The following is a 13,771-nucleotide window of genomic DNA, read 5'->3' as shown; positions in this document are numbered from 1 at the left end:
GCGTTTCTAGGGGTATCTTGGGAATTGGCCTTTGGCGGTAATCGAACTAGGGTGCGGATGCATATATGGCTTTGACGACTTCGGTTCATGCAGCGAGGGCGACAGTCGAAACGGGGGTTGCTGCCGTGGATGAAGGGCTGAACCAGGCGCCGCGCGAGGCACTGTCGGACGGCGAGTTCAAGCGTGAACTGGCCGCGGTCATTCCGCATCTGCGCGCCTTCGGGCGATCCCTGTCGGGCAATCGCGACACTGCCGACGATCTTGTCCAGGAAACCCTGCTCAAGGCCTGGGCCGCCCGTGCCCGCTTCCAGGCCGGCACCAACATGCGTGCCTGGACCTTCATCATCCTGCGCAATCATTATCTCTCGCAGATGCGCCGTTCGCGCTTCCGCGGCGACTGGGACGATCTTACTGCCGACCGGCTGCTTGCCGCGCCTGCGGGTCAGGACAAGCATGTCGAACTCAGCGACATGCAGCGCGCCCTGCTGCAACTGCCCCAGCCCCAGCGCGAGGCGTTGATCCTCGTCGGCGCGGGTGGCTTCGCCTATGAGGAAGCGGCGGAAATCTGCGGTGTTGCGGTCGGCACGATCAAAAGCCGCGTGGCCCGCGGTCGCGCCGCGCTCGAACAGATATTGGAGGAGGGCGCGCTGCCCTCGCGCCGGACGCAGGAAACGACCGACACGGCGGTGCTGGACGAGATCATGGACGATGTCGATCGCCTGAGCCGTGGCCGCATTTCCGACAATCTGGTCGACCATGGCGCCGGCGACGACGGCGATGACGACATGGGGGGCAAGACCGCCGAGGATTGAGGGCGGAATGCCGTTGCCACGGCGTGATCGGGAACGATCCGCCCGGCTTGTCGGTTGAAAGGCCATGGGAAGGATGGAAGCCATGGGCAGCGACCCGCAACATCGACAGGATCGGACCGGGCGACGCTCGGATCGTCCGCAAGGCAGCGGCGGCATCGTCTTCGCGCTGGTGGCGCTGGCCCTGATCCTGGCGATCGGCTTCTTCTATCTCACCAATGAAAGCCGAGAGGATCGGCGCGCCGACGCCATTACCCAGGCGGCGGATTCGGTCGACAATGGTGCCCGGATCGTGGGTGAAGCCGCGCGCAATGCCGCGGACAAGCTGCGCAACAACAACTGAACCTCCTTGCGATCGGGCGGGACAAGGCGATCCGGTGTCGCCTTGATTTACAGTCATTGGCGCCATCTTCAGATTTTCTTTGCCATTTTCAGGCAGGGTCTGAGCCCTGTCGGATTTCCTTACAGCTTGTTGTAAGGCTGGGCCGACTCCAGTTGGCGGCCCTTCCCGACCGGAGGGGCGGTGCTGCGGGAAGAAGCGCGATACGATGATCAGGCTGTTCAAACATTATGTCCCTCATGCGGTGCTGCTGCTCGGCCTGCTCGATTTCCTGCTGCTGATCGGCGCGGCGGAAGCGGGCTGGATCCTGCGCGCGCATCAGATCGGCATGGATGTCGAGCCGATCGCGACCCGCATCGGCCCGCTGCTGAGCTTCGCCTTCGCCATCCAGACCGGCATGATGGCGGTCGGCGTCTACAGCCCCGAAGCGCTGCAATCGATCCGCTTCGCCTTCGCCCGCCTGCTGGTCGCCATCTCGCTCGGCGTCATCTTCCTCTCGGTCATGTATTTCCTGCTGCCCGGCATCACCCTGTGGCGCTCCAACTCGCTCTACGCGATGGGGCTGGCGATGGGGTTGCTGCTGCTGGCGCGCATGCTGCTGGGGTCGCTGCTCGGCGGGGAGGCGTTCAAGCGCCGCCTTGTCGTGCTGGGGGCTGGCCGGCGCGCCAACCGCATCCGCGACCTGGAACAGAAGCGCGGCGCCGGTTTCCTGGTGGTCGGCTATATCGCCATGAATGACGGCGACCAGGTGGTGGAGGAGGCGATCAACCGCACCGCCATCTATAACATGTCCGATTATGTGGTGCGTCTCAATGCCAGCGAGGTCGTGCTGGCGCTGGAGGAACGGCGCAATGCCATCCCCATGTCCGACCTGCTGCGGATCAAGACCACCGGCGTCCATGTCAACGATCTCTCGACCTTCCTGGAGCGCGAGACCGGGCGCGTCGATCTCGACAGCGTCAATCCCAGCTGGCTGATCTTTTCCGACGGTTTTTCCGCCGGTCGTCGCCTGTCCAGCATCGCCAAGCGCATCTTCGACATCATCGCCAGTTCGATCCTGCTGCTGCTGACCGGCCCGATCATCCTGTTCGCCGCCTTGCTGGTGAAGCTCGACAGCCGTGGCCCGGCTTTCTACCGGCAGCAGCGCGTCGGCCTCTATGGCCAGGAATTCTGGATCGTGAAGCTGCGCACCATGCGCCAGGATGCGGAGGTCAAGGGCCAGGCGGTCTGGGCGGAGAAGGACGATCCGCGCATCACGCGGCTGGGCTATTGGCTGCGCAAGCTGCGCATCGACGAACTGCCGCAGAGCTGGACCGTGCTGAAGGGCGAGATGAGCTTCGTCGGCCCGCGCCCGGAACGGCGCCAGTTCGTCGAGGATCTGGAACAGCATCTGCGCTATTATGCCGAACGGCATATGGTGAAGCCCGGCATCACCGGCTGGGCGCAGATCAACTATCCTTATGGCGCGTCGATCGAGGACGCTCGCCACAAGCTGGAATATGATCTTTATTATGCCAAGAATTACACGCCCTTCCTGGACCTGCTGATCCTGATCCAGACGGTGCGGGTGATCCTCTGGCCCGACGGCGCGCGCTGAGCGGCAGGCCATGAGCGCGCTGCTGCAATTCATCGGCGACTGGGGCCACGCACTGGCCGCGGTCCTGTTCGCCGCGCTTGGCATCTTCATCCTGCGGCGCCGGGACGACGCGGCCGAGCCGCGCATGCTCGCCAGCGCGCTGCTGCTGACCTCCTGCTGGGCGCTCTATGTCTCGTTCGGCGGCGTCGACAAGCCGCTGTCGGGCATCGGGGAAAGCATCCGCAACGCGGCCTGGCTGATGCTGCTGTTCGTCATGCTGCGGCGCGGCCCGGCCTCGCGCAGCGGTTCGCTGGTCGCCGTCGGTCTCGTCTATCTCGCCGTTGCCGGCCTCATCTTCCTCCAGACCTCGACCGATCTCACCTGGCGGCAATTGCCGGTCCGCAGCGATCTGCACCAGATGCTGGTGGCGGTGTCGCTGGTGCTGCGGATGATGACCGCGATCGGCTGCCTGCTCTTGGTCCATCATCTTTACACCGCCTGGCCCTCGCGCGATCGCGGGCGGGTATCGCTGCTGCTCGGCGCGCTGGCGGCGATGTGGACCTATGACCTCAATCTCTATGTCATCGGCTATTTCGCGATGGATCGGGTCAACGAGCTATACGCGCTGCGCGGGCCGCTGATGGCGCTGCTGGCGCCGGTGATCGCCATCGGCATGCGCAAGGAAATGGCCGGGCGGCTGCAATTGTCGCGCACCATTGCCTTCCAGTCGCTCTCGCTGGTCGCGGTCGGCCTCTATGTCGTGGTGCTGACCGCGGCGGCGGTGCTGATCGAAATGATCGCCGGTCCCTATGCGCGGGTGGTGGAGATCGGCGCGGTCTTCTTCGTCGCGGTTACCGCGCTCGTCCTGCTGCCCTCGCCACAGATGCGCGCGCTCTGGAAAGTGCAGGTCGCCAAGCATTTCTTCCAGCATCGCTACGATTATCGCACCGAATGGATGCGCTTTGGCGAAACCATCGGTCGTCCGGGCGAAAATGCCCCGCCGCTGGGCGAGCGGGTGGCCAAGGCGGTCGCCGATATCACCGATTCCCCCGCTGCCTTGCTGCTGCTGCGCACCGATGATGGTCGGCTGGCGTTCGAGGCGCAATGGAACTGGCCGCAGGAGCCGATTGCCGGCCTGTCCCTGCCGCTCGACCAGTTGGAAAGCTGGGAAGGGAGCGGCTGGATCGTCGATGTCGGTCGCATCCGCGATGGCGATGCCACCTTCGACCTGCCGCCTTGGCTGATCGAGGATGCCCATGTCTGGGCGCTGGTGCCGCTGCTCCATTATGGCCGCCTGATCGGCGCGATCCTGCTTGCGCCGCCGCCGATCGACCGCCGCCTCGACTGGGAGGATTTCGACATGCTGCGCGCTGCCGGGCGCCAGGCGGCGACCCATATCAGCGAGGCGCAGGGGCAGCAGGCGCTCGACGACGCCCAGCGCTTCGACGAGTTCAACCGCCGCTTCGCCTTCATCGCGCATGACATCAAGAATCTGGTCAGCCAATTGTCGCTGCTCTCGCGCAATGCCGAGCGGCACGCCGACAATCCCGATTTTCGCGCCGACATGCTGCTGACGCTCAAGGAATCGGTGGGCAAGATGAACGACATGCTTGCCCGCCTGTCGCAGCATAACAAGGGCCGGCCCGAAGAGCCGCGCCCAGTGGCGCTGGGCCCGCTGGTCGATCAGGTCGTGCGCAGCCGCGCCCGCCAGCGCGCCATCACCGTCAGCGGCGACGTGCCGGTCGCGCTCGCCGATCCGGCGCGGGTCGAGCAGATACTGGTCCATCTGCTGCAGAATGCGATCGACGCCAGCGATACCGATCGCCCGGTCGAACTGCATCTGGGCAGCGCGCATGGCCAGGCGACGCTGGCCGTGGTCGATCAGGGCTGCGGCATGACCGCCGAATTCATTCGCCGCGATCTGTTCAAGCCCTTTTCGTCCAGCAAGGCCGGCGGCTTTGGCCTCGGCGCTTTCGAGGCGCGCAGCCTTGCCGAGGCGATGGGCGGGCGGATTGATGTGGAAAGCAAACCCGGCGTGGGGAGCCGTTTCACCCTGCGCCTGCCGCTGGCGCCCGCGCCGGCGCGCGATGATGTTCAAGGAAAGGCCGCCTGATGAGCGACACCCGCCCCAAATTGCTGATCGTCGAGGATGATCCCGGCCTGCAGCGGCAATTGCGCTGGGCCTATGAGGATTATCAGCTGTTCATCGCCGGCGACCGGCTGGAAGCGATCGAGATGCTGCGGATGGAGGCGCCCGATGTGGTGACGCTCGACCTGGGTTTGCCGCCGGACCCGGACGGCACCAGCGAGGGCTTTGCCACGCTGGAGGAGATATTGCGCATCAAGCCCGATACCAAGGTGATCGTGGCGTCGGGCCATGGCGCACGGGAAAGCGCGCTCAATGCCATTTCCGGCGGCGCCTATGATTTCTACCAGAAGCCGGTCGACATTGACGAACTGGGCCTGATCGTGCGCCGCGCCTTCCACGTCCACGCGCTGGAGCAGGAAAATGCCCGCCTCGCCGAAGCCGCGCCGGAGGGGGGCAGGGTGCTCGGCCGGATGATCACCGGCGCGCCGGAGATGATGCGGGTCGCCCGCACGATCGAGCGGGTCGCCAGCGCCGATGTCTCGGTCATGCTGCTGGGCGCCAGCGGTACCGGCAAGGAATTGCTGGCGCAGGGTCTGCATGATGCCAGCCCGCGTCGCGGTGGTGCCTTCGTCGCGATCAATTGCGCGGCCATCCCCGAAACCCTGCTGGAATCAGAACTGTTCGGGCATGAAAAGGGCGCCTTCACCGGTGCGGTCAAGACCACCCCCGGCAAGATCGAGCAGGCGCAGGGCGGCACCCTGTTCCTGGACGAGGTTGGCGACATTCCGCTGCCCTTGCAGGTGAAGCTGCTGCGCTTCCTGCAGGAAAGGGTGATCGAACGGATCGGCGGGCGCCAGCCGATCGCGGTGGATACGCGCATCGTGTGCGCCACCCATCAGGATCTCGACGCGATGATTGCTGCCGCCAGCTTCCGCGAGGATCTCTATTATCGCCTGGCCGAGATCGTCATCCGCATCCCCGCGCTGCGCGACCGGCCGGGCGATCCGGCGCTGCTCGCGCGCCACTTCCTCACCCGCTTCGCGCAGGACATGAACCCGCAAGTCAAGGGCTTCGCCCCCGATGCACTCGCCGCGCTCGACGCCTGGGGCTGGCCGGGCAATGTGCGCGAGCTGGAAAATCGCGTGAAGCGCGCGGTCATCATGGCCGATGGCAAGCATGTGACGGCGGCCGATCTCGATCTCGACGGCGATCGGGCCGAAGGCAGCGAGGTCGTCAATCTCAAGGCCGCGCGCGAAATGGCCGATCGTCGCGCCATTCGCCGGGCGATCGCCCGTACCGACGGCAATATTTCCAGCGCCGCCAAGATATTGGGGATCAGCCGGCCGACCCTCTATGACCTGCTCAAGCAATATAAGATGCAGGGCTGATCGATGCGGCGCTCACGCCTGATCCTGCTGGCGGGCCTTGCCCTGCTGCTGCTGGCGCTGGCCGGCCTGTGGCAGTGGCGCGTGCATGAGGCGGACGGGAGTGCCGCGCTCGCGCGCGGGCTGGCCGCGCTGGATGCCGGTGATGCGCGCACCGCCCGGATCGAGCTGATGAACGCCATTCGCGGCAATCCGGCGTCGCTGCCGGCGCGACTGGGCCATGCCCGCGCGCTGGTGCAATTGGGTGATGGCGCCGGGGCGCAGGCCGATCTGCTGCGCGCGCGCAAGCTGGGCGCCAGCGTCGCGGACATAAATGGACTGCTGGCGCAGGCGCTGCTGTTGCAGGGCGATGCCGATGGCGCCCTGCGCGCGGTGCAGGCGGGCGAAGCCAAGTCGGCCGAGGCGGCCCGCGTCGCCGCCCGCGCCTGGCAGGCCAAGGGCGACAATGATGCCGCCCAGCGCGCCTTTGACGATGCGCTGCATCTCGCCCCGCGCGAAGCACGGACCTGGATCGATCTCGGCCGGTTCCGCCTGACATTGGGCGATCAGGCCGGGGCGATTGCGGCCGCGGACAAGGCGCTGACGCTGGCACCGGGCGATCCGGATGCGCTGACCCTGCGCGGCATGCTGATCCGCGATCAATATGGGCTGGCGGCGGCGCTGCCCTGGTTCGAACGGGCGCTGGACGATCATCCCAATGCGCTTGCCCCGCTCACCGAATATGCCGCGACGCTGGCCGATGCCGGCCGCGCGAGCCGCGCGCTCAGCGTCAGCCGGCGCATCCTGGCGCTCGATCCCGGCAATCCGCGCGCCTGGTTCCTTCAGGCGGTGATCGCTGCCCGCGCCAGCCAGATCGATCTTGCCCGCACCCTGCTGGCGCGCACCGATGGCCGGCTGGATGGCGAACCGGCGACCCGGTTGCTGCGCGGCGTGCTGCACCTGTCGGATGGCAATGCCGTGCTGGCGGCCGATGCGCTGGGGCCGCTGGTGGCGATGCAGCCCGACAATCGCGTGGCGCGCACGCTGCTGGCCCGCGCATCCTATCTGACCGGCGACTATGCCGGCACGGCGGCGACGCTCGCGCCCCTTGTCGATCGCCATGATGCCGATCCCTATGTGCTGACGCTGGCTGCCCGCGCGCAGGAGCAACTGGGCGATCGCGCGCAGGCCGATGCGTTGCTGGCCCGCACCTCCTGGCCGGTGCGTCCCTCGTCGGACCTGCTGGGCGGTACGAACGCCGTCATGACGCCGCCGGCCGATGTCGCCACCGCGGCCGACAATATCCCCTATATCCACGCGCTGCTGATGCAGGGGCGCACGGGCGAGGCGGTCGACCGCGCCGCGCTGTTGGCGCGCGCCAATCCTGGCGCTCCGGCCGCCCATGTCGTGCTGGGCGATGCGCTGGTCGCTGCCGGCCGGCCCGCCGATGCTGCCCGCAGTTTCGAGGCGGCGGCCAATATCCGGTTCGATCGCAATGCCGCGCTGCGGCTGGTCGCGGCCTGGAGCGCGGCGGGCGATCCCGCCCGCGCGCTGCAACTTATCAGCCTGTTCCTGGCGCAGAATCCGATGGACGTGGAGATGCAACGGCTGGCGGCCGGGGCGGCGATGCAGGCGCATGACTGGCGCGGCGCGCTGCGTCTGTTGCAGGCGGTGGAAGCGCAGACCGGCGGCCATGATGCGCTGCTGATGGCCGATCTGGCCCGCGCGAGCCTGGAAACGGGATCGCCCGGCAAGGCGCGCCTCTATGCCGCCCAGGCCTATCGCCTGATGCCGGCCAATCCGGTCACCGCCGATATCTACGGCCTGGTGCTGCTGCGCACCGATGCGCAGGGGCCGGCGGCGATCGACCTGCTCGAAAAGGCGGTCGCCCTCGCGCCGCAAAACCCGCCCTTCCAGCTCCATCTGGGGCAGGCCTATGTCGCCGCCGGGCGCAAGGCGGAGGCGAAGCGCGCTTTGTCGCGCGCGGCCGCCGCCCATTTCCCCGATCGCCAGCAGGCGGTGAAGGCGCTCGCTTCATTGTAAAAAAAAAAGCGCCCCGCAGGGCGCTCTTCTTCAGACCTTCTGGCTGTCCAGTTCGTCGAGCCGGATGCCCAGCCGCCGGATTTGCGCTGCGACCGGCGGCCACACGCTTTCCAGGAAGCGGCTGCGTTCCGCCTCGCGCAGCTTGCGGGTCGCGCCATCGGCGACGAACATGCCCACGCCGCGCTTCACGACGACCAGACCGTCATCCTGAAAGCTCTGATAGGCCTTGGCCACGGTCAGCGGATTGGCGCCCTGCTGCGCGGCAAAGGCGCGGACCGAGGGGAGGAGGTCGCCATCGCGATAGTCCCCATCCAGGATGGAGGCGGCAATGATCTCGCGAAGGCGGAGATAGACGGGTTTGGATTCGTCGCTCATAAGTGCATCAGTGCCATAATACAGCCGTGCAGGTCAATGGACCTTGTTACGTGAAAGCCCGTATTTTCGGCAATTATCTGTCCCATGTCGATACGATATCGTTATAATCTGGCCGGGGCCGTTCTTCCAGCGCGCGTGAGGGCGTGCCGATGAAGACGAATCCGGCCAGCCGCTCGTCCGCGCTGCCAAAGGCGTCGCGCACATCGTCGTTGAAGCTCGGCCATCCGGTCAGCCAGCCGCCGGCAAAGCCCAGCGCATGGGTGGCGTGCAGCAGGTTCATGATCGCCGCGCCAGCCGACAATTCCTGTTCCCAGACCGGGATCTTGCTGCCCGCGACCGGCTTGGACAGCGCCACTACCAATGTCGGCGCCTGATGCGCGAACTGGTGCATCGCCTCGATCTCCAGCCGCCCAGCCTCGGGCTTCTCGGCGCGATAGGCGGCCTCCAGCAGCGCGGCCAGCTTTTCCCTTTTGTCCTGCGGCACGATCACGAAGCGCCAGGGCGCCAGCTTGCCATGATCGGGCGTGCGCAGCGCGACTTCGAGGATCTGGCGCAGCTGCGCATCGTCCGGGCCGGGCGCGATCAGGTCGCGCGGCTTGCCGGAACGGCGGGTCTGCAGCAGGGTGAGGGGGCTGGAAAGGTCGTTGAACATCGGTTGCCAAATGGGACGCTTTACCGTCGGGCGCAAGGGCGAAGGGCGCACTTCCTATCGCTTCAACCCTGCTTTGACTCTGCCCACCTTTCCCCTCTAGGGTCCGCGCCATAACGCCGCCGCTCTCGCCGGCCGGCACAAAAAGACAATTTCAAGGGGGTCCGATGGCGACCGCAATCACCGTACCGGCGGAGGCAGGCAAGACCTGGCTCGGCCATCCGCGCGGCCTGTTCCTGCTGTTCTTCGCGGAAATGTGGGAACGTTTTTCCTATTATGGCATGCGTGCCATCCTGATTTTCTACCTCACCAAACATTTCCTGTTCGGCGAGGACAAGGCCTATATCCTCTACGGCGCCTATACCTCGCTGGTCTATATCACCCCGGTGATAGGCGGCTATCTGGCCGACCGGTTCCTGGGCCCGCGCAAGGCGGTGCTGGTGGGCGGGGTGTTCATCGCCATCGGCCATTTCCTGATCGCCATCACCGAAGGGCCGGGGGGGCAGGATGCCTTCTATCTCAACGGCTTCTATCTGGCGCTGGCCAGCATCATCGTCGGCACCGGCTTCCTGAAGGCCAATATCTCGGTGCTGGTGGGCGAACTTTATGCCCGTGACGATCATCGCCGCGACCCGGCCTTCTCCATCTTCTACATGGGCATCAACCTGGGCGGCGCCAGCGGACCGATCGTCTGCGGCCTGCTGGGCGAGCTGTGGGGCTGGAGCTGGGGCTTCGGCGCCGCCGGCGTCGGCATGCTGCTCGGCCTCGTCATGTTCGTCTGGCTGCGGCCCTGGCTGCTGGGCAAGGGCGAGCCGCCCGCGCCGGAAAAGCTGCGCGCGCCGGCGATCGGCACGATCTCGCAGGAATGGACCATCTATGCCAGCGCCGCGCTGGGCGTGGCGGCGATCTGGATGGTCATCCGCTATGCCGAACTGCTGGGCTATACGCTGCTGATCTTCTCCGCCCTGACCGTCGCCTACATATTGTGGCGTTCGGTGACGGTGCTGACCAAGGTGGAGCGCGACCGGATGTTCGCCGCGCTCTTCCTGATCGCGCTCAATCCGCTCTTCTGGGGCCTGTTCGAACAGACCGGTTCCTCGCTCAACATCTTCACCGACCGCAATGTCGATCGCGTCATCCTGGGCTGGGACGTGCCGGCCTCGCTGTTCCAGTCGGTCAATTCCATCTACATCATCCTGCTCGCGCCGCTGTTCGCGGTGCTGTGGACCTTCCTCGACAAGCGCCGGGCGGAACCATCCTCGCCCGCCAAGTTCGGCATCGGCCTCATCCTGTGCGGCGCCGGATTCCTGGTGCTGGTCGCGGGCGCGGCGATGGCCGGCCAGTCGCTGACGCCGGTGATCTTCGTCTTCCTCATCTATCTGCTCCACACCATGGCGGAACTCTGCTTCTCGCCGGTCGGCCTGTCGGCGATGACGCGCCTGTCGGTGTCGAACATGGTCGGGCTGGTGATGGGCACCTGGTTCCTGGCGATGGCCGCGGGCAATTTCATCGCCGGCCTGATCGCGCGCGCCACCGGCAGCGGTGAAGCGGGCGACGTGACCCAGGTGCTGGACGTCTACAGCCGCATCGGCTGGTTTTCCGTGGTGGTCGGCGGCCTGGTGCTGCTCGTCTCGCCCTATGTGAAACGCATGATGCATCTCGATCTCATTGCCGCTGAAAAGGGGAAACAGGCATGAACGCACGCAGCAAGCTGCTGCTGGGGCTGGCGCTGGTCGCGACCGGCATGACCGCGCCGGCGGTCGCCAAGAAGGAAAAGGATCAGCCCGCACCGGCGTCTCAGGGCAGTTCGGCCGAGCCGGACAATCCCTATCCTTCGACCTACAAGCCCTATCCGGGCGTCGCGACCGCGATCCGCGGCGCAACCATCTTTGACGGTGAAGGCGGGCGGATCGACAAGGGTGTCGTCTTCCTGTCGGGTGGCAAGATCACCTCGATCGGCGGCCCCGACACGCCGATCCCGGCCGACATCGCGGTGTTCGACGGCACGGGCAAGTTCGTGACGCCCGGCGTCATCGACATTCACAGCCATCTGGGCGTCTATCCCTCGCCTGCCGTGGACGCGCATTCGGACGGCAATGAAATGACCTCGCCGGTCACGCCCCATGTCTGGGCCGAACATTCGGTCTGGCCGCAGGATCCCGGTTTTGGTCGCGCACTCGCCAATGGCGGCGTCACCACGCTTCAGATCCTGCCGGGGTCGGGCAATCTGTTCGGCGGCCGCAGCGTGATCCTGAAGAATGTCCAGGCCCGCACCATGCAGGGGATGAAATTCCCCGGCGCGCCCTATGGCCTGAAGATGGCCTGTGGCGAAAATCCCAAGCGCGTCTATGGCGCCAAGGGGCGCGAGCCGAGCACCCGCATGGGCAATATGGCGGTCGATCGCCAGACCTGGATCAAGGCGCGCGAATATCAGAAGAAGCGCGCCGCCGGTAAGGACCAGACCCGTGACCTGGGCATGGAGACGCTGGCCGACGCGCTGGAAGGCAAGATCCTGGTCCAGAACCATTGCTACCGCGCCGACGAGATGGCCAATGTAATCGATATGTCGAAGGAGTTCGGCTACAAGGTCACCGCCTTCCACCACGCGGTCGAGGCCTACAAGATCGCCGACCTGCTGCGCGAGAACGGCATCTGCGCCGCGATGTGGGGCGACTGGTATGGCTTCAAGATGGAAGCCTATGACGGAATCAAGGAAAATGTCCCGCTCGTCCACCAGGCCGGCGCCTGCGCCATCGTCCATTCCGATGACGAGAATGGCATTCAGCGCCTGAACCAGGAAGCGGCCAAGGCATTGGGCGCGGGCCGTCGCATGGGCATCAATATCCCTGACGAGATCGTCTGGACCTGGCTCGCCATCAACCCGGCCAAGGCGATGGGCATCGCCGACCAGACCGGCAGCCTGAAGGTCGGCAAGATGGCCGACGTCGTGCTGTGGAACGGCAATCCCTTCAGCACCTATACCCGGCCGGAAAAGGTCTGGGTCGACGGCGCCTTGCTCTATGACGCCAATGATCCCAAGCGGCGCCCGGTAACCGACTTCGAACTCGGCCAGATCGGCGCGGGAGACGTGAAATGATGATGAAGACCGCAATCCGCGCCGCCGCCGCGCTGCTGGCCGTTGCCGCCTCGCCCATGGCCCTGACCCAGACCATCGCCATCACTGGCGCCACTCTGGCGATCGGTGACGGGTCGGAACCGATCCAGAATGGCACCGTGGTGATTTCCGCCGGCAAGGTGGTGGCCGCCGGGGCCGGCGTCGCCGTGCCGGCCGGCGCCAGGACCATCGACGCCAGCGGCAAATGGGTGACGCCCGGCATCGTCTCGGGCTTCTCGCGCGTGGGCCTGGCCGAAGTGCCCGGCGTCAAGGAAACCAACGACATCAACGCCCGCACGCCTTTCTCGGCCGCGATCGATGTTGCACCGGCAATCAACCCGCTGGCCAATCCGATCGCGATCAGCCGCACCGCCGGCGTGACCCGCGCGGTGGTGGTGCCCGCGACCGGCAACGGCATCTTTGCCGGGCAGGGCGCGGTGGTCGATCTGGGCGCCGACATGGACCCGATCACCAAGGCGCGCGCCTTCCAATATGTCGAGATGGGCGAAGAAGGGGCGGAGGATGCCGGCGGCAGCCGACCGGCCGCTTACCTCACCTTCAAGATGATGCTGCGCGAGGCGCAGGATTATGCCAAGGCCCCGGCCAGCTATGATGGCCGGTCGAAGGACGCTTTGCTCAACCGCGTCGATGCCGAGGCGCTGGTCCCGGTCGTCACCGGCGCGATGCCGCTGATGATCCATGTTGAAAGCGCGCGCGACATTCTCGGCGTGCTGGCGCTCCGGAAGGACTTCCCGGCGCTGAAGCTGATCCTCGCCGGCGCGACCGAGGGCTGGATGGTTGCCAGCCAGATCGCCGCCGCCAAGGTGCCGGTGATCGCCGGCGGGCTCGACGACCTGCCTTCCAGCTTCGAGAAGCTGGCCGCGACCCAGAGCAATGTCGGCCGCATGGTCAAGGCCGGCGTGCCCGTCGCCATGGGCCTGATGGACCGGGACGAAGCGCTGCAGCTGCGCCTCGCCACCCAGCAGGCGGGCAATATGGTCGCGCTCAACAAGGTGCCGGGCGCCACTGGCCTCAGCTGGGGCCAGGCGCTGCGCAGCATCACCTCCGCCCCGGCCGAGGCGATGGGGCTGGGCGACCGGATCGGCTCGCTCAAGGCCGGCAAGGCGGGCGACGTGGTGATCTGGGACGGCGACCCGCTGGAAATGGAATCGGCGCCGGTCGCGGTGTGGATCGACGGCATCCAGCAGCCGATCGACAATCGCCAGACCAAGCTGCGCGACCGCTACGCCACCCCGGCCGAAGGCAGCCTGCCCAAGGCCTATGAATGGTAAGATGGGGAAGGGGGCCACGGCCCCCTTTTTCATGCCGCGCACATCTGCCGGCAAAATGCGGGGGCCATGGCACCAAAGCGACCCCGCCTCGTTGGGGCAGGACGCAACCGCGATATAGG

General features: G+C 66.3%; 11 protein-coding genes. 9 read left to right on the top strand and 2 right to left on the bottom strand.

Annotated elements, in window-relative coordinates; genetic code table 11:
- Positions 1-125: 125 nt before the first annotated feature.
- The 6 genes from E5554_RS19385 to E5554_RS19360 all read left to right on the top strand — a co-directional run bounded on the left by E5554_RS19385 (position 126) and on the right by E5554_RS19360 (position 8,221).
- Complete coding sequence (locus E5554_RS19385; RefSeq protein ID WP_136187792.1) at positions 126-812, top strand: sigma-70 family RNA polymerase sigma factor; 687 nt, start codon at positions 126-128, stop codon at positions 810-812.
- 82 nt (positions 813-894) lie between these two features.
- Complete coding sequence (locus tag E5554_RS19380; RefSeq protein WP_004211319.1) at positions 895-1,152, top strand: hypothetical protein; 258 nt, start codon at positions 895-897, stop codon at positions 1,150-1,152.
- Between the two features lie 205 nt (positions 1,153-1,357).
- Positions 1,358-2,746 carry a TIGR03013 family XrtA/PEP-CTERM system glycosyltransferase gene (locus tag E5554_RS19375; protein WP_136187791.1) on the top strand — a complete coding sequence of 463 codons (1,389 nt, stop codon included), beginning with the start codon at positions 1,358-1,360 and terminating at the stop codon, positions 2,744-2,746.
- 10 nt (positions 2,747-2,756) lie between these two features.
- Positions 2,757-4,838, top strand: a complete 2,082-nt coding sequence (gene prsK, locus E5554_RS19370; RefSeq protein ID WP_136187790.1) for an XrtA/PEP-CTERM system histidine kinase PrsK — start codon at positions 2,757-2,759, stop codon at positions 4,836-4,838.
- Positions 4,838-6,202 carry a PEP-CTERM-box response regulator transcription factor gene (gene prsR, locus E5554_RS19365; protein WP_004211323.1) on the top strand — a complete coding sequence of 455 codons (1,365 nt, stop codon included), beginning with the start codon at positions 4,838-4,840 and terminating at the stop codon, positions 6,200-6,202. Before prsK ends, prsR begins: the two co-directional genes overlap by 1 nt.
- Before the next feature lie 3 nt (positions 6,203-6,205).
- The gene (locus E5554_RS19360; protein WP_136187789.1) at positions 6,206-8,221 is read left to right on the top strand and encodes a tetratricopeptide repeat protein; all 2,016 of its coding nucleotides are present in this window, start codon (positions 6,206-6,208) and stop codon (positions 8,219-8,221) included.
- A gap of 30 nt (positions 8,222-8,251) precedes the next feature.
- On the opposite strand, the gene E5554_RS19355 is transcribed toward E5554_RS19360, so the two are convergent.
- Positions 8,252-8,596 carry a GntR family transcriptional regulator gene (locus tag E5554_RS19355; RefSeq protein ID WP_004211328.1) on the bottom strand — a complete coding sequence of 115 codons (345 nt, stop codon included), beginning with the start codon at positions 8,594-8,596 and terminating at the stop codon, positions 8,252-8,254.
- A 73-nt stretch (positions 8,597-8,669) separates the two neighbouring features.
- Positions 8,670-9,248: a nitroreductase gene (locus E5554_RS19350; protein ID WP_037511276.1), complete on the bottom strand. Its 579-nt coding sequence runs from the start codon at positions 9,246-9,248 to the stop codon at positions 8,670-8,672.
- Positions 9,249-9,412: 164 nt separating this feature from the next.
- On the opposite strand from E5554_RS19350, the gene E5554_RS19345 reads away from it, so the two are divergent.
- From E5554_RS19345 to E5554_RS19335, 3 genes are read left to right on the top strand one after another with little or no spacing between them, the layout of a single operon-like run.
- Positions 9,413-10,942: a peptide MFS transporter gene (locus tag E5554_RS19345; protein WP_136187788.1), complete on the top strand. Its 1,530-nt coding sequence runs from the start codon at positions 9,413-9,415 to the stop codon at positions 10,940-10,942.
- Entirely contained in the window at positions 10,939-12,342 is a 1,404-nt protein-coding gene (locus E5554_RS19340; protein WP_136187787.1) for an amidohydrolase, read from the top strand. Before E5554_RS19345 ends, E5554_RS19340 begins: the two co-directional genes overlap by 4 nt.
- On the top strand, positions 12,339-13,652 hold the full coding sequence (locus E5554_RS19335; RefSeq protein WP_136187786.1) for an amidohydrolase family protein: 1,314 nt from the start codon (positions 12,339-12,341) through the stop codon (positions 13,650-13,652). Before E5554_RS19340 ends, E5554_RS19335 begins: the two co-directional genes overlap by 4 nt.
- The last annotated feature ends 119 nt before the right edge of the window (positions 13,653-13,771 follow it).

It is taken from the genome of Sphingobium sp. PAMC28499, from assembly GCF_004795815.1.
Classification (GTDB): Bacteria; Pseudomonadota; Alphaproteobacteria; order Sphingomonadales; family Sphingomonadaceae; genus Sphingobium; species Sphingobium yanoikuyae.
Note: the sequence above shows the minus strand (reverse complement) of the source record. Positions and strands in the feature narration are given on the sequence as shown.